Source organism: Actinoallomurus iriomotensis (assembly GCF_030269445.1).
Classification (GTDB): Bacteria; Actinomycetota; Actinomycetes; order Streptosporangiales; family Streptosporangiaceae; genus Actinoallomurus; species Actinoallomurus iriomotensis.
The window spans coordinates 149,157-164,976 of record NZ_BSTJ01000008.1; the positions used below are offsets into that span (position 1 = coordinate 149,157).

Consider the following 15,820-nt stretch of genomic DNA (forward strand, 5'->3'; position numbering starts at 1 on the left):
TCCGGTGGGACGTCAGGTGAGCCGGTCGTCTCATCGGCATCGCTGACCGGCCATGTCAGGCGGGCTCGTCGAGGTCGTCCGGGGTCAGGTCCAGGGGGACGGACGACGGGGGCAGGCCGCTGACGAACAGCTCGCGCAGCAGCAGCGCCATCGAGTACGCCGGGTCGGCCGACAGGGCCCGGTCGAGGGCGATGTTGGCCAGGGCTCCCTCGCCGGCCCGCCAGGCGGCGAAGGACAGCAGGCTCGCCGGGGCGGGGGCGTAGGGCTCGGCGACCCTCGTCAGGACGTGGCGCCAGAGCCTCAGGTGCGCCTGCAGGTGCGGCTCCGTCATCCGGACCCACGCCTCGTCGCGGACGCGCAGGCTGGACAGGAGCACCCCCAGCCAGGCCGTCTCCTCGTCTCCCGGCGGCCTCTCACCCGCGCACGCGCGGTCGATGACGTCGCGGACCAGGGACACGCCCTCGCGGGCCATCAGCTCCGTGACACGCGAGGCGTCGCTCTCGGCCCACCTCGCCAGCCGCCGCTCGGCGTGGACCGTGGCCGCGCGCATGCCGGGGCCGCCGGCCGGGGCCACCATGCGCTCCAGCTCGGCCCGGTCGGGCAGGGCGACCAGGCCGCCCGCGATGGCGGTCGCGGCGACCGGGCTCGCCGTCACGTCCACGAACGTGCCCTCCGGCGGGCAGCATCCGGTGTCGGCGCACAGGTAGGACCAGAACCTGCCGCCCTCCACGCGCAGCGCCTCGCGTACCCGGACACCGTGGTCGTGCAGGCGGTCGCGGACGCGCTCGATCATCGGCGTCACCCGGCCGGCCGGCCCGTAGCCCGCCAGGATCACTCCGTCCGGCCCCCGGCGGGCGAGGAGGCCGGCGACGTGCTCGAGTAACCCCTCGGCCGCGGTCAGGTCGAGCCGCACGGCGTACGCGCCGGTCGTGGCGTCGCACGCCAGCACCACCACGCTGTCGGACGGATGGAAGCCGATGAGGTAGGGGATCGCGCAGACGACGTCGGCGGGGGAGCGGAGGCGGAGCGTGTTCGGGTTCATGGGAACGAGCGTGCCGTGGCGGGAAGTGGACGGACAGCCCTCGGAGCGGTTCTGTGGATAACTCCACGAAACCCCAGCTCAGCACACTGAAGTCCACTCCGCGGACGGCTCACGAGTACGGAATGACCCGTATGCGTAGTCGGTCAACGACTGTGCATGAGAGTGTGCTTAGTGCCAAGGTAACGGGAATGTTTCGCTTGTCCTCGGGAGTAATGGTCGACGAATGAGCACTCCCTACGATGAACGGCCGTGGCTTCGGTTCTACGCCGACGGCGTGCCGGCGAACGTCCAGGTCCCGGACGTGCCGCTGACGCACCTGCTCGACGCGTCGGCCGAGCGGTTCCCGAACCGCAAGGCCCTGATGTTCTTCGGGCGCGCCATGACGTACGCCAAGCTGCTGAACGCGGTCAACCGCCTTGCCGGGGCGCTGCGCCGGATCGGGCTCCGTAAGGGCGAACGCGTCGCGGTGATCCTCCCGAACTGCCCCCAGGAGGTCATCGCGTTCTACGCGATCCTGCGGATCGGCGCCATCGTCGTCCCGACCAACCCGCTGTACACGGCCTCCGAACTGCGCCACCAGCTCGCCGACTCCGGGGCGCGGGTCGTGGTCGTCTTCGACAAGGCGTACGAGACGCTGATCGAGGCCATGCCCGGCACCGACGTCCGGCAGGTCGTCGTCACCTCGCTCGCCGACTACCTGCCGTTCGTCAAGCGTGAGCTGCTGAAGCTGCCCGTCGCCAAGGCGAGGAGGCTCCTCGCCGAGCTGAGCACCGAGCTTCCGGAGAACGCCGACATCCTCTGGTTCGACGACCTGCTGAAGGAAGGGCCGGACAACCCGCAGCAGACCCCGGTCGACCCGATCCGCGACCTGGCCGTCCTGCAGTACACCGGCGGCACCACCGGTCGTCCCAAGGGCGCGATGCTCACCCATCGCAACCTCGTCGCCAACGCCCACCAGACCGTCGCGTGGGATCCGGCGATCCGCCCCGGCCACGACGTGAACCTCGCCGTCGTGCCCCTGTTCCACGTCTTCGGCCTGACGTTCTGCCTGACCTGCACGATGCTCATCGGCGGCATGGTCGTGCTGGTCCCCAGGTTCGACCTGGACCTGGTGCTGGACGCCGTACGCAAGCACAAGCCCACGCTCTTCCCGGGCGTTCCGCCGATCTACCAGCAGCTCGCCGCCGCGCCCGAGGCGAAGAAGGCCGGCGTCGGCGACATCCGGACCTGCGTGTCCGGGGCCATGAAGCTCGCCCGTACGACCGTCGACGCGTTCCGGACCGGGACGGGCGGCCGGGTCGTGCAGGGGTACGGGATGACCGAGACGTCCCCGGTCGTCATGGCCAACCCGCTCGACGGGAACGCCCGCCACGTCTCCGTCGGCGCGCCGCTGCCCGGCACCGAGGCGCGCATCGTGGACGAGCGCGACCCGACCCGCGTGCTGCCCGTCGGCTACCCGGGGGAGCTGATCGTACGCGGGCCGCAGATCTTCGCCGGCTACTGGAACCAGCCCGCCGAGACCGCCGAGAGCCTCTCCCGCGACGGCTGGTTCCGTACGGGAGACATCGCCGTGATGAGCCCGGACGGCTACTTCACCCTCATCGACCGCAAGCGCGACGTCGTCATCGTCGACGGCTTCAACGTCTACCCGTCCGAGATCGAGAACGTCCTGGCCGCGCACCCGGGCGTCGCCGAGGCCGCGGTCGTCGGCGTACCGGACTCCGCGCACGGCGAGGTGGTCACCGCGTACATCATCCCGCGCGAGCCCGCGCCGAGCCCGGACGAGATCCGGGCGTACGCCGCCCAGCACCTCGCCGGCTACAAAGTGCCGGCGTTCGTCGAACTGCGCCCGACGCTGCCGCGCAACATGCTCGGCAAGGTCCTGCGCCGCGTCCTCCGCGAGGAGAACGCGATGTCCTGACGGCGCGAGAGGACGCCTCGCCCGCCAGGGCTCACCAGGGAATCGGCCCGTTCTCGTCGACGAAGGCGCCCGTCGGACCGCCGGGGCCGAGCGTCGCCATGCGTACCGCGATCGCGGCGGCCTGCCGGGTGGTGCGGTCGCCGGTGAACCCGTTCCCTTCGGTCGCCGTGTGACCAGGGCAGACGGCGTTGACCAGGATTCCGTTCCGGCGCAGATGCTTGGCGTACTGCGTCGTTACCGCGTTGACCGCGGCTTTGCTCGCCGGGTAACCCAGCAGCGGTGGCAGGTCGGCGAACTCTCCGTCCGGCGTGGCCATCGCGGTCAGCGAGCCGCCGCGCCCGGACACGTTCACCACACGTCCGGCCGGTGAGCGCAGGAGCAGCGGCAGCATCGCCTCGGTCACCGCGACCAGGCCGAAGACGTTGGTCTCGAACACTCTGCGGACCTCGGCCGGCACGTCCGCGCCGGCGCCGGGGATCTGCCGTTCGTCGCCGGTGATTCCGGCGTTGTTGACCAGGACGTCCAGCCGGCCGTACCGGGTCGCGATCTCTTCGGCGGCCATGGCGATGATTTCGGCGGCGGTCACGTCGAGTGTGATCCCGTGCACGTCGCCGCCGGCGGCGCGCAGCATTCGCACCGCCGCGTTCCGTCGCTCGATGTCGCGGGCTCCGACGAGTACGGTCATCCTTCGCTCGGCGAGTGCGGCCGCGATGGCGTGGCCGATGCCCTTGTTCGCCCCGGTGACCAGAGCGATCGTGGTCGTGTGCGTCATGACGCCAGTTCACCGGCCACCGGCGAACGGCACCAAGACCGATGGGGACGCGCACCTATACCCTGCCGGTATGGAGTCCCGGGAGCTGGTCTACTTCGTCGCGGTCGCGCAGGAGCGGAACTTCAGCCGGGCGGCCGACCGGCTCGGCATCGCCCAGCCGCCACTGTCCCGGGCGATCCAGCGTTTGGAGCGGCGGCTCGGCGTACGGCTTCTGGAGCGCACCAGCCGCCAGGTGTCGCTGACCCGCGCCGGCGAGGTTCTGTTGAACGAGGGACGCAAGGCGCTCACCAACCTGGCGGCGGCCGAGCGGCTGACCCGGCGCGCCGGCCGCGAGCCGCGGCTGGTGGTGGTGACGAAACCGGCCGGCGACGCCGGCCTCCTCGAACCCATCCTGGCCCGTTTCGCCGCGCACCCCGACACGGTCGAGGTCGAGGTGCTGATCTGCGGCATCGGCGAACAGAAGAGCCTGCTGCGCGACGGAACCGCGGACGTCGCGCTGCTGCGCACGCCGCAGACCGATCTGTCCGGGCTGGCCACCGAGGAGCTGCTGACCGAGCGCGAGCTGGTGGTGCTGCCGCGCACCCATCGGCTGGCCGGCCGCGCGTCGGTGCGAACGGTCGATCTGGCCGACGAGGTCTTTCCCCGGTGGTCCGACGAGTCACCGGGCAGCGGGCCGGTCATCACCGACACCGGTCAGGTGGCCGAGTTGATCATGCTCGGACAGATCACCGCCGTGCTGCCCGAGTCGGTCGCCTGCCGGCTCGGCCCCGACCTGATCGCCGTCCCTGTCGACGATCGCCGGACGACACTGCTGGCCGCCTGGTCCGAGGAACGTCGCGACCGCGCGCTCGCCGCGTTCGTTCGAACCGCCGCCGAGGTCGCGGCGGCGCGCTCCACCGCCGACGCCCTGACGGGAGCCTGATCACGCGTCTCGTCCGGCTCCCGCGGAAGCCGGCGCTACGACGCGTCGAGGCGGCGCAGAGCGGCCTTCACCGTCGCCGAGTCGTACGTCGTCCAGAACGGGGGCAGCGAGGCGCGCAGGAAGGATCCGTAACGGGCCGTCGCCAGACGCGGGTCGAGGATCGCGACCACGCCGCGGTCGTCCATGCTGCGCAGCAGGCGTCCGGCGCCCTGGGCGAGGAGCAGGGCGGCGTTCGTCGCGGCGACCGCCATGAAGCCGTTTCCCCCGCGTGCCGCGATGGCCCGCTGCCGCGCCGAGGACAGCGGATCGTCCGGGCGCGGGAACGGGATCCGGTCGATCACCACCAGGCGCAGCGACGGGCCCGGCACGTCCACGCCCTGCCACAGCGACAGCGTGCCGAACAGGCACGTCGCGTCGTCCTCCGCGAAGCGTTTGACCAGCTGCGACGTCGAGTCCTCGCCCTGGCACAGCAGGGGCTGCGCGATGCGGCCCTTCAACTCCTCGGCGGCCTGCTTGGCGGCGCGCATCGAGGAGAACAGGCCGAGGGTGCGGCCGCCGGCCGCCTCGATCAGCTCGCTGAGCTCCGTGAGGTACGCCTCCGGCAGGCCGTCGCGGCCCGGCGAGGGCAGTCCGCGGGCGATGTAGAGGATGCCGCTGCGCGCGTGGTCGAACGGTGAGCCGACGTCCAGGCCGGACCACGTGATCGGCGCTCCCTCGCCGCCGGACTCGCGGGACTCGCGGGACTCGCCGGACTTTTCGGGCTCATCGGACTCGTTGGACGCGGCCGGCAGCCCCCACTGGCGGGCGAGCGGCTCGAACGACCCGCCGAGCGACAGCGTCGCCGACGTCAGCACCGTCGTACGCCGCCGGAAGAGCCGCTCGCGCAGCAGCGCGCCCACGCCGAGCGGTGCGACGCGCAGGGCGACCGGCCGCCGCGAGTCGTCCGAGAACGGCTTGTCGAGCCAGACCACGTCGTGCCGCGACGCCAGGTCGCCCGCGAACGACTCCAGGAAGCGCACGGCCGTGTCGTGGATCTCCTCCAGCGAGGTCAGGGCCGCGCGGCCCGCGCCGAGCCGCTCGGCGTCGTCGCCGGCGCCCTGCAGTGTCGTACGGAGTGCCGTGGCACAGGCATGGGCGGCGTCGCGGATCGCGGCGAGCGACACGCCGGCCTCCTGCGGCAGCACGTCCAGGCGGCCGGGGCGCAGGTCGGCCAGCACCGGCGCCAGTGCCTCGCCGGTCTCCTTGAGCCGGTCGGCGAGGTCCTCCTCGATGAGCCGCCCGCAGCGGCGCGCGGTGATCTCCACGGCCTGCGCGGACAGTTCCGCCGTCGCCACGGACGTGACCCGGTCGACCAGCTCGTGCGCCTCGTCGACGATGACGACGTCGTGCTCGGGCAGGACCTGGTAGTCCTCCAGGGCGTCGATCGCGAGCAGCGCGTGGTTGGTCACGACGATGTCGGCGTCGCCGGCCCGGTCGCGGGCCTGTTCGGCGTAGCACTCGGTGCCGAACGGGCACCGCTGCGCGCCGAGGCACTCGCGGGCGCTGACCGAGACCTGCCGCCACGCGTGCTCGTTCACGCCCGGTACGAGTTCGTCGCGGTCGCCGGTGTCGGTGGTCTCGGCCCACTCGTGGATGCGCTGCACCTGACGTCCGGCCGCCGACACCGTCTGCGGGTCGAACAGGATCTCCTCCGGGTCCTCCGGCGCGTCCACCTGCAACCGGTGGCGGCACAGGTAGTTGCGGCGGCCCTTGAGGATGGCGAAGACCGGCTCGCGGCCGAGCAGCGGTTTCAGCGACTCGGCGAGCCGGGGCAGGTCACGGTCGATGAGCTGGCGCTGAAGGGCGATCGTCGCGGTGGACACGACCACGCACGTGTTGCGGGCGACCGCGTGGCGCACGGCCGGCACGAGGTAGGCGAGGGACTTGCCCGTGCCGGTACCCGCCTGGACGGCGAGGTGCTCGCCGGAGTCGATCGCGTGCGCCACCGCCTCGGCCATCTTGACCTGGCCGGGCCGTTCGGCGCCGCCGACGCCGGAGACCGCGGCGGCCAGAAGGGCGGAGACGTCGGGCAGGTCGGTCTCGTCGGAGGCGGAGTCGAGGAGGTCGTCGGGCACGACAGCAGACGCTACCGGTGACGCGGACCTCGGACGCCCATTACACGTGCCTCGACCGTACGGGCCGCGTCAGAGCGATGCGCCGCCCTGGCGACGGCGGCGCTCGTTGAAGTCGCGCATCCGCTGCGGATAGCCGGTGATCTGCACGTCGTAGACCGGCAGGCGCAGGTCGCGCGCGACCTTCTGGATCACGCTCGGCGACCCCACGCGCCGGCGGGTCCATTCGCCGTCGGCCGCGATCGCCATCGCCGTCGTGTCGGTCGCGAACGTCTCCGGCTCGACGTAGAACTCCACCCCCGTACGGCTGCGGGCGAAGGCGATCAGCGACTCGATGTCGGCGTCGTTCGCCTCACGGTCGAGGGTGGTCACCTTTTCACCACGCCGGCGGTGAATCCCGAAGCGATCGCCCCACTTCATCGAGGTCCTCCTCAAGAACCCGTTGCCCCCGTCCCGTCATCGGTCACGTCTTCAACGTCGCTGTCGCGGCTGCGGTTCCCAGTTGCATAGATGTGGCATAAATCATGAGATCCTCACAACTCGACACTTATCAACGTTCTGCGCCACTAATCTGTGCGTTGTCGTGACAAAGGCAATTACGGGGGCCTTGATGCGGTTCGCCATTCCCGCAGGCCGTGCGCGGATCATCGCCGGCGCGGTCGCCGGGGTGCTCTTCCTCGGCTGGCTCAGTGGCCTCGGCCCCGCCCGCGCGAACGAGACGCGGGTCCCCGCCGCGGCGAGCGGTCCTCCGCCGGCCGCGCGCCGTCCCGCCGTACGGCGCCAGCGGCCCGCGCCGAGCCGGCCACCCGTCGACTGCCGCAAGGTGAAGTGCGTCGCCCTCACCTTCGACGACGGGCCCGGCCCGTACACCGCCCGGCTGCTGCGCATGCTCGCCGCCCGTCACGCCAAGGCCACGTTCTTCCTCATCGGCGGGAACATCCACGGCCGGGAGGCCGTCGTACGCCAGGAGCTGGCCGAGGGCCACGCCATCGGCGACCATACGTGGAGCCACCCCGACCTCGACAACCTCTCGGAGAAGCAGGTCCGTGCGCAGCTCACCCGGACGCTCACCGCGATCACGCGGGTGACCGGCCGGCCGGTCACCCTGATGCGCCCGCCGTACGGGGCGACCGACCGGCACGTCGCCAAGGTCGCCCGGCGCCTCGGGCTGGCCCAGGTCATCTGGAACGTCGACACCGACGACTGGCTCGACCGGAACTCGGCGATCGTCGCCCACCGCGCCATCACGCGGGCGCACCGGGGGGACATCATCCTCATGCACGACATCCACCCGACGACCGTGCGGGCCGTACCGAAGATCCTCCGCGGCCTCGCCAAGCGCGGCTTCACGTTCGTCACCGTGCCCGAACTCCTCGCGGCGCACCCGATCAAGCCGGGCCGGGCCTACTTCCACGGAGGCTGACGAGCCGACGGATCCGCGTGGTCAGATCCCGGGATAAATCGTCTTGACCGCCACCTGGATGCCGTTGCGTTCGAACGCGTCGGTTCCGACGTCGATGAACTGCTGCGCGAGACCTCGCGGTGGCAAGAAATGTCCGGTCTCATTCGTGAGTTCGTGAACGGTGAGGATCGGTTCTCCGGTCATAAGGTTGTAACCCGGCCCGATCTCGGCCATTCCAGCGCCTCGTACCGGCCCTCCGCCGGTCATCGCCGCGTGGCTTGTGCCCGGTCCGGAAAACGTGAGTTTTAGCACTCCGTGTTCGTCGACCGCCCACCGGTAGCGCCGGGTCTGCCTGCGAGGGATACTTTCCAATATATAGCGAAACGCGAAGGTGCCTTCCGTTAGCACGGGTGCATTACCCATCAGCTCCTCGGCGAGCCTTTCGGGCATTCGATTTCTTTGCATTTTTATCAGGTAAGGACTGAGGCCCAGAGGGTCGGCCCATCGGGTGGGATTGTGGACATAAGAGTATGGATTGGCGTGGGAGATGAGGCCGAGCGGATCAGGACTCTGGTAGCGGGCGGTTACGGGATCGTAGTAGCGATGAACGTTGTAGTTCAGTCCGGTTTCCGGGTCGTGGTACTGGCCTGGAAAACGCAACGGGCAATAGGCGTGGTTCTTTTCGGCCGGCACGTGGTTTCCCCACAGCGTGGCGCGAAAACGCCAGACGACCTCGCCGTCCGCGTCCAGCATCTCCACGGGAGCGCCCGCGGAGTCGGCGGCGATCGCGTAGACCCGTTGATCGATCCACCGGTGCGGCGCGTCCAGCGTGGACGTCCGTACGGTCTGGACGATGGCCTCGAGTCCGCCAGGCCGGTAGTCCCAGGTGGTGGTGACGAGGCCGGCCTCGTCACGGCTGATCTGCTCGGAGAGGGAGAACCCGTCCCAGGTGAAGTCGATACGCCCGGCGACCGTGCCATCCGGGCGAAGGCATTCCTTCGCGGTACGCCGTCCGAACGGGTCGTAGGAGTAGCGCCACCGCCGGCCGTCCGGGGTCGCCACGGAGGTCAGGCGGTCATCCGCGTTCCAGGTGAACCGCCACTCGCGTGACTCTCCGGAAAGGGTGCGGTACCGCCGCGCCACCACGCGGCCTCGGGAATCGTAGTCGTAGCGCATGCCACCGGCCCGGCGGACCAGCATCCGCGCGTATTCGCGTCCGCCGTCGGCTCGCACGTCCTGAGGCCGGGTGGGCCACGTGGCCTCGGTGAGGTTGCCGGCCGGGTCGTAGCGGTACCGCTCGATCCAGTCGTGTCCGTCGACCTCGGTGACGCGGCCGATCGCGTCCAGCGTGAAATTCCTGGGTCCGGACCGACGATCCGCGACGGCGATGAGTTCTCCGTTGGGGCGGTAGTCATAGGTCCGGTGCTGGATCGACTGCTCTGGGCCGGCGATCGGCGTCGCTTTCCGGAGTGTCTGCGCCGTGACCCGATGGTCGGCGTCCCAGCGTTGGAGGAAGGCGACGCCGGAGTGGGCGCCGGTGCTCATGCTGCGCGCGATCTCCCGGCCGGCGGGGTCATGGGCGAAGCGGATGGTCCGGTCCGCGGTCACCAGCTCGACCGGACGCCCGCCCGAGTCGTACTCCCAGGCGGTTTCGGCGCTCACCGGGGTGCGCCGGCCGACGCGCCGCCCCGCCGCGTCGTAGGTGGAGGCGAGCGTGCGGCCGTTCACGGTCTCCGCGATCACCCGGCCGAGGGCATCGCGGGTGAGGTGCACGTCGGCGGCGTCGTTCGCCGCGCGGATCAGGCGTCCGGCCAAGTCGTAGGCGAACACGGTGACACCGTCGCCGGTGTGCTTCTCGACCACGTCGCCGAGCGTGTTCCGTATGAGGCGCGTCGTGTTCCCCGCGTCGTCGGTGCGCGAGGACACCTGCCCCGCGGCGTCATAGTCGTAGGTCACCTGCCGACCGTCGAAATCGACCTCGTCGACCAGACGGCCGGCCGCGTCGTACGAGTAGCGCCACACCAGGCCCTGCGGGTTCCGTACGCTCACCGGCCGTAGCTGTGTGTCGTACGCGAACTCCAGCCTGGTGCCGTCGGCGGCGATGCGGGCGGCGGGCAGGTCGAAGTGGGTGTATTCGGTACGGGTGATCCGCCCGACCGCATCGACGTGCTCGATCGGATTGCCCTCGGCGTCGTATCGCCACCGTTCCGTCGCTCCGCTGGGCAGAGTCCGCCAGGCCGGATCGCCTTCGATCGTCCAGCCGAACCGGGTGATGCCGCCGACCGCGTCGGTGACCGCCGTGACCCGTCCCAGCGCGTCGCGCTCGCAGTGAATGACGTTGTCGAGCGGGTCGGTCACCTCGACCGGCAGGCCGACGGAGTTCGTGCGGACACGTGTCGTGTCGCCGAGCGGGTCGGTGACCGTGGCGAGATGCCCGTGCCCGTCGTAGGAGAACCGTGTCGTGCCCTCCAGGGGATCCGTCACCGTGAGCAGGTTGCCCCGCTCGTCGAAGCGCTGCCGCCAGACCGCCCCGTCGGGCGTCGTGACCTGGATCGGCAGGCCGCGTTCATCGCGGGCGATCGTGGTCGCCGAACCGCCGGGCAACGCGACCGTGGTCAGGCCGCCCGCTTCGTCGTAGCCGTAGCGAGCGATACGGCCGAGCTGGTCGGTTCTGCTCAGCAGCCGGTCGAAGCGGTCCCACTCCGATCGCGTCAGATGGCCCATCGGGTCGACCTCGGCGATCACCTGGCCCAGCTCGTTGAAATGGTACGTGGTGGAATTGCCCAGCGAGTCAGTGGCGACGGTGGTCTGATCCGCATAGGAAAGGCTCACGCCGAGAGCGCCACCCGACCCGGTACCGCTGACGCAACGGCCCGAGTCGTCGTATGTGTAGCGATACCACTCGTCGTTCCGGTCGATCCACTCGGTGAGCCGGCCTTCTTCGTCGTACCGGAACCGCAGCGCCTTTCCTGAAGAATTGATGACCTCGGTCAGATTTCCGGTGCCGTCGTAACCGTAGCGAATCAGAACCTGGTCATCCGCATCGCCATCGACCGGACCAGCGAGCAGTCGCAGCGCGACGACTCGGTCTCCTTCGACGTCGACACCGACCCGATAACCGCCTCGGTGGTATACCTCGCTGAGTGTTCCGTCTTCGGTGCGGAGGAAATCGATCCGGTTCGCGTTGCGATCCGAAATCGTCGTCAGGGGCCACAGCCACCCATCGCGTTCGGCCGGCATCGGACTGCGGAAATGCAGGGTCCGGCCGAGTGCCGGATCCGTTATCGCATACCCTTCACCGGTACGGGTCAGCGGCCGGCGCGGTCCCTCGTACGGCAGGACCGCCGTCCCCGTGGAGGCCGGTGGCGGATACACCAGGACCATGCCATCGTCAGAGGCGAAACACACTCCGCGCTCATCGATCTCCAGGCGCTGATCCAGCGTCGACGCCCAGGTTCCGAAAAGGCCTTCCTGCCGATATGACGAGACGTGCGTGCGCTCCAGTACCAGTGGCAGTACCCCGGCCAGCGCGACGTCGGTCTGGTGCATCAGCACCTCACCGCTGGCCACGTCGACCGGATCGCCCGTCACGTGGCGAAGCGCGCGCGGCACCGATCGGGCACGGATCTTTCCGGGCCAGCGGCGGAGCGGCACTTTGAGCCTCCTGGCCGCCTTCACCGTCGCGTCCGCGGCCGAGCGCATGCCCGAAGCCACGGCAGGGCGGCGGAGCAACGATCCCACGACCTTGAAAAGTCCTGCTGCGTCAGCCACAGAACCTCACATTCATCAGAGGGCACAATTGCCCCGCGCGAGGGCCGGGGCGTTACCGGTCATCGCTGCTCGTCGTGACCTGGCTGACCCGGGGAAGTCGGTTGTCGGTGACCGATGTCGGCACCAGCCGCGCGACGGCGTCGGGCATGGGGAGTATTGGTCGGGCCAACATATCGGGTGTTGGTGTGACCCACAACTGTTACGCTTGACACGTGCCCACGCCTCGCCACGACACCGGCGCCGATCTCACCCGGCTCCAAGGACGCGCGACCTGGCTGGTCAGTCGAGCGCACACACGCTCCTCACGGCTGCTCAGCGCCGGTTTCGAGGCCCATGGCGGCGGACTGCGCAGTTACCACTACCGGCTCCTCGCCGCGCTGGAGGAGTGGGGACCCGCGAGTCAGGCCGAGCTCGGCCGGAAGACCGCGATCGATCGCAGCGATGTGACCGCTGCCCTGGCCGAACTCGAGTCACGCGACCTGGTCGAGCGCTCCGTCGATCCCGAGCACAAGCGCCGGAACATCGTCACGATCACAGCGAAGGGCGCCGAACGGCTTCTCGAGCTCGACGAAGTCATCGACGGCGTTCAGGACGAGTTCCTGGCGCCGCTGACGGCCGCCCAGCGGCGTCAGCTCATCAACCTGGTGTCGCGACTCGCCGACGCATGACGCTGATCCGACCAAGGGCGTAGCTCGTTGTCAGTGATCGTGGGCGTGGTGTCAATGCCGGGGCGGCGTCACGCGCCCACGGTGCCGTCGACCGCCTCCCGGATGAGGTCGGCGTGGCCGTTGTGCCGCGCGTACTCGTGGATCAGGTGCAGCATGACGAAGCGGAGCGAGACGTCCTCGTCCCAGCGGGGCTGGCGGACGACCAGATCGAGCGACGGGGCCGCGCGTTCGACGCGGCGGGCGTGCTCCACCTCGGCCCGCCAGGCGGCGAAGGCCTCCTCGCGGGTGCAGCCGGACGGGTCGTAGGCGGTCTGGTAGTCGTCGGCGTGGGACCAGACGTTGGGCAGGTCGTGCTCGCCGTTCACGGTCTTGCGGAACCAGGTGCGCTCCACCTCGGCCATGTGGCGCACCAGCCCGAGCAGGGAGAGCGCCGAGGGTTCCGACGCCCGCTCGCGCAGGTCGTCGTCGTCCAGGCCGTCGCACTTCCAGGCGAGGGTGGCGCGGTGGAAGTCGAGGTGGGCGCGGAGCATCGTGCGCTCGTCGGCGAGCAGCGGCACGTCGGGGCGTTCGGTGGTCACCGGCCCCAGCTTAGAGAGACCGTATGGGGGATGGCCTCAGGGGTGAGTCGGGGGAATCCCCGATGGTCTCCACCCCCGCGTGCGCGCAGGATCGGGACATGACCACTCCCGTGCACCCCGGAACGCTGCGCGTCTCCCACGACGAACGCGAGCCGGCCGTCGAACGGCTCCAGCAGGCGTACGCCGAGGGGCGGCTCGACAAGGCCGAGCTCGACCTGCGGCTGCATCTCGCCATGACCGCCAAGACCCGCGACGACCTCGCCTCGGTGCTGTCGGACCTGGCGCCGCCGCCCGCGCCCGTACCCGCGCCGGTCGCGCTGCCGGATCCCACCGCAGAGCAGCGCCTGCTCGCCGCGCTCGCCCACGTGCTCGGCATCGTGACGCTGTTCGTCGGCCCGATGGTGATGATGTGCACGCGCGCCCGGCGCTCGCCGTACGTGCGTCACCACATCGCCGCGTCGCTGAACTTCCAGCTCACGCTGCTGGCGGTCACGGTGGTGACGCTCGGCGTCGGCGCGGTCGCCTACGCCGTCGCCTGGGCGGTCGCGCTGGTCGCCGCGTTCCTGGCGCTGGCCGGCACGCCGTTCCGCTACCCGTTCACGCTCCGCATCGCGCGCTGACCGGGCGGCGCCGGATGGTCGGGTTCGAGCGCGGGCAGCCCGTCGATGCTCTCGGCGTTGCGCAGCACGCGGGCCGGCCACTGCTCGGCCGGGCGGCGCCGGTGCTGGTCGTCGAGGAGGGAACGCTCGCCGACGACCTCCATGATCGGCACGGAGTACCCGCAGGAGTCGGCCACGCGCTCGACGTCGACCACCACGATCGCCCGGGTGCCCGCGTGACCGTCGCCGAAGCGGCCGGCGAGCGCGTCCCACTCGTCGTCGTCCGGCCGGACGACGCGCCCCGTGCCGTACAGCCGCAGGATCTTCGGCTGCCGCGCGAACGAGCAGAACATCACGGTGATGCGCCCGTTGTCGCGCAGGTGGGCGATGGTCTCCGCGCCGCTGCCGTACAGGTCGAGGTAGGCCACCGTCCGCTCGTCGAGCACCGAGAAGGTGTCCTGGTAGCCCTTTGGGGAGACGTTGACGTGGCCGCCCTCGTGCGGCGCGGTCGCGACGAAGAACATCGGCTGGGCCTCGATGAACTCTCGTAGTCGTTGGTCGATGGCCTCGAAGAGCTTTGCCACTGCCACACCCCCATGCGCGACGACAACTCGGACATTACACGCGGCCGGTCTTCGACGGGAGCGCGCGGGATGAGACGATCTCTGGGTGACTGGTCACCGTGCGGCAACCGAAAAACTCCTGGAGTCCTACCGCTCGATCCCTGAGGGAACGCCGGTACGCCTGGCGAAGCGGACCTCCAACCTGTTCCGCTTCCGCGACGAGACGGGCGCGCCCGGCCTCGACGTCGGCGGGTTCAACCGGGTACTCAGCGTCGACCCGGAGCGCCGCACCGCCGACGTCCAGGGCATGACGACGTACGAGGACCTGGTCGACGCGACGCTGCCACACGGGCTGATGCCGCTCGTCGTCCCGCAGCTGAAGACCATCACGCTGGGCGGCGCGGTCACCGGCCTCGGCATCGAGTCCTCCTCCTACCACCACGGCCTGCCGCACGAGTCGGTCCTGGAGATGGAGGTCATCACCGGCGCGGGCGAGATCGTCACCGCGACGCGTGAGAACGAGCACCGCGACCTGTTCTACGGCTTCCCCAACTCCTACGGCACGCTCGGCTACACGCTGCGCCTCACGATCCGGCTCCAGCCGGTGAAGCCGTTCGTCGAGCTGTGGCACGTGCGCTTCGACTCGGCGCGGGAGCTGACGGACGCCATCGACAAGCTGGCGCCGGACTACGACTTCGTCGACGGCGTCGTCTTCGGCGGCGACGAGCTCTACCTGACGCTGGGCCGGTTCGCCGACACCGCACGCCACGTGTCCGACTACACCGGGCAGAAGATCTACTACCGGTCGATCCAGGACCGGAGCATCAGGCCCCACTGGCTGAACGCCTCCACCGCGCCCACCGACGTGCTCACCACCCACGGCTACCTGTGGCGCTGGGACACCGACTGGTTCTGGTGCTCGCGGGCGCTGGGCGTGCAGAACCCGCTGGTGCGCCGCGTCTGGCCCGACGCCAAGAAGCGCTCGGACGTCTACCGCCGCCTCGTCGCCCTCGACAAGCGCACGCAGACGTCGGCCCGCGTGGACCGCTGGCTCGGCCGGCCTCCGCGCGAGGACGTCATCCAGGACGTCGAGGTCCCGGCGGAGCGCCTCCCGGAGTTCCTGGACTTCTTCGGCCGCGAGGTCCGCATGAGCCCGGTGTGGCTCTGCCCGCTGCGCGCACAGGAGAGCTGGCCGCTGTATCCGCTCGAACCTGGACGGACGTACGTCAACGCCGGCTTCTGGGGCACGGTGCCGATCCCGCCCGGACGCCTGCCCGAGCACCACAACCGCCTGATCGAGCGCGAGGTCGCCCGTCTCGAGGGGCACAAGTCGCTGTACTCCACCGCGTACTACACGCGCGATGACTTCTGGCGCCACTACGACGGGGATACCTACAAGCGGCTGAAGGAGACGTACGACCCTGGCGGGCGGTTGCTGGATCTCTACGACAAAACGGTACGAGGTAGGTGA

The 15,820-nt window shown here is 70.2% G+C and carries 13 protein-coding genes; 6 read left to right on the forward strand and 7 right to left on the reverse strand.

Annotated elements, in window-relative coordinates; translation table 11 throughout:
- Positions 1-55 precede the first annotated feature (55 nt).
- Positions 56-1,042, reverse strand: coding sequence for a DUF4192 domain-containing protein (locus tag QSK37_RS30290; RefSeq protein WP_285627925.1), 987 nt, complete (start codon positions 1,040-1,042; stop codon positions 56-58).
- A 223-nt stretch (positions 1,043-1,265) separates the two neighbouring features.
- Here QSK37_RS30290 and QSK37_RS30295 point away from each other — a divergent pair, with 223 nt between their 5' ends.
- Complete coding sequence (locus tag QSK37_RS30295) at positions 1,266-2,963, forward strand: AMP-binding protein (RefSeq protein ID WP_285627927.1); 1,698 nt, start codon at positions 1,266-1,268, stop codon at positions 2,961-2,963.
- A gap of 31 nt (positions 2,964-2,994) precedes the next feature.
- On the opposite strand, the gene QSK37_RS30300 is transcribed toward QSK37_RS30295, so the two are convergent.
- Positions 2,995-3,735, reverse strand: a complete 741-nt coding sequence (locus QSK37_RS30300; protein WP_285627929.1) for an SDR family NAD(P)-dependent oxidoreductase — start codon at positions 3,733-3,735, stop codon at positions 2,995-2,997.
- A gap of 70 nt (positions 3,736-3,805) precedes the next feature.
- On the opposite strand from QSK37_RS30300, the gene QSK37_RS30305 reads away from it, so the two are divergent.
- Positions 3,806-4,657: a LysR family transcriptional regulator gene (locus tag QSK37_RS30305; protein WP_285627931.1), complete on the forward strand. Its 852-nt coding sequence runs from the start codon at positions 3,806-3,808 to the stop codon at positions 4,655-4,657.
- A gap of 35 nt (positions 4,658-4,692) precedes the next feature.
- Here the strand turns inward: QSK37_RS30305 and QSK37_RS30310 are convergent, their stop codons facing one another.
- Together QSK37_RS30310 and QSK37_RS30315 are read right to left on the reverse strand one after the other, a co-directional pair.
- A complete protein-coding gene (locus tag QSK37_RS30310) occupies positions 4,693-6,771 on the reverse strand; it encodes an ATP-dependent DNA helicase (protein ID WP_285627933.1) in 2,079 nt (692 codons plus the stop codon).
- Positions 6,772-6,840: 69 nt separating this feature from the next.
- Positions 6,841-7,188, reverse strand: coding sequence for a hypothetical protein (locus tag QSK37_RS30315; RefSeq protein WP_285627935.1), 348 nt, complete (start codon positions 7,186-7,188; stop codon positions 6,841-6,843).
- A gap of 190 nt (positions 7,189-7,378) precedes the next feature.
- On the opposite strand from QSK37_RS30315, the gene QSK37_RS30320 reads away from it, so the two are divergent.
- Positions 7,379-8,191: a polysaccharide deacetylase family protein gene (locus tag QSK37_RS30320; RefSeq protein WP_285580332.1), complete on the forward strand. Its 813-nt coding sequence runs from the start codon at positions 7,379-7,381 to the stop codon at positions 8,189-8,191.
- 21 nt (positions 8,192-8,212) lie between these two features.
- Here QSK37_RS30320 and QSK37_RS30325 read toward each other — a convergent pair whose 3' ends face one another.
- Positions 8,213-11,941: an RHS repeat-associated core domain-containing protein gene (locus QSK37_RS30325; protein ID WP_285627936.1), complete on the reverse strand. Its 3,729-nt coding sequence runs from the start codon at positions 11,939-11,941 to the stop codon at positions 8,213-8,215.
- 212 nt (positions 11,942-12,153) lie between these two features.
- Here QSK37_RS30325 and QSK37_RS30330 point away from each other — a divergent pair, with 212 nt between their 5' ends.
- Positions 12,154-12,609, forward strand: a complete 456-nt coding sequence (locus tag QSK37_RS30330) for a MarR family winged helix-turn-helix transcriptional regulator (RefSeq protein ID WP_285627938.1) — start codon at positions 12,154-12,156, stop codon at positions 12,607-12,609.
- A gap of 68 nt (positions 12,610-12,677) precedes the next feature.
- On the opposite strand, the gene QSK37_RS30335 is transcribed toward QSK37_RS30330, so the two are convergent.
- Complete coding sequence (locus QSK37_RS30335; RefSeq protein ID WP_285627940.1) at positions 12,678-13,187, reverse strand: DinB family protein; 510 nt, start codon at positions 13,185-13,187, stop codon at positions 12,678-12,680.
- 98 nt (positions 13,188-13,285) lie between these two features.
- Between QSK37_RS30335 and QSK37_RS30340 the strand changes: the two genes are divergently transcribed.
- Complete coding sequence (locus QSK37_RS30340; protein ID WP_285627942.1) at positions 13,286-13,807, forward strand: DUF1707 and DUF4870 domain-containing protein; 522 nt, start codon at positions 13,286-13,288, stop codon at positions 13,805-13,807.
- Here QSK37_RS30340 and QSK37_RS30345 read toward each other — a convergent pair.
- The gene (locus tag QSK37_RS30345; RefSeq protein ID WP_285627944.1) at positions 13,777-14,370 is read right to left on the reverse strand and encodes a pyridoxamine 5'-phosphate oxidase family protein; all 594 of its coding nucleotides are present in this window, start codon (positions 14,368-14,370) and stop codon (positions 13,777-13,779) included. The genes QSK37_RS30340 and QSK37_RS30345 overlap by 31 nt on opposite strands.
- Before the next feature lie 85 nt (positions 14,371-14,455).
- On the opposite strand from QSK37_RS30345, the gene QSK37_RS30350 reads away from it, so the two are divergent.
- Positions 14,456-15,820: an FAD-binding oxidoreductase gene (locus QSK37_RS30350; RefSeq protein WP_285627946.1), complete on the forward strand. Its 1,365-nt coding sequence runs from the start codon at positions 14,456-14,458 to the stop codon at positions 15,818-15,820.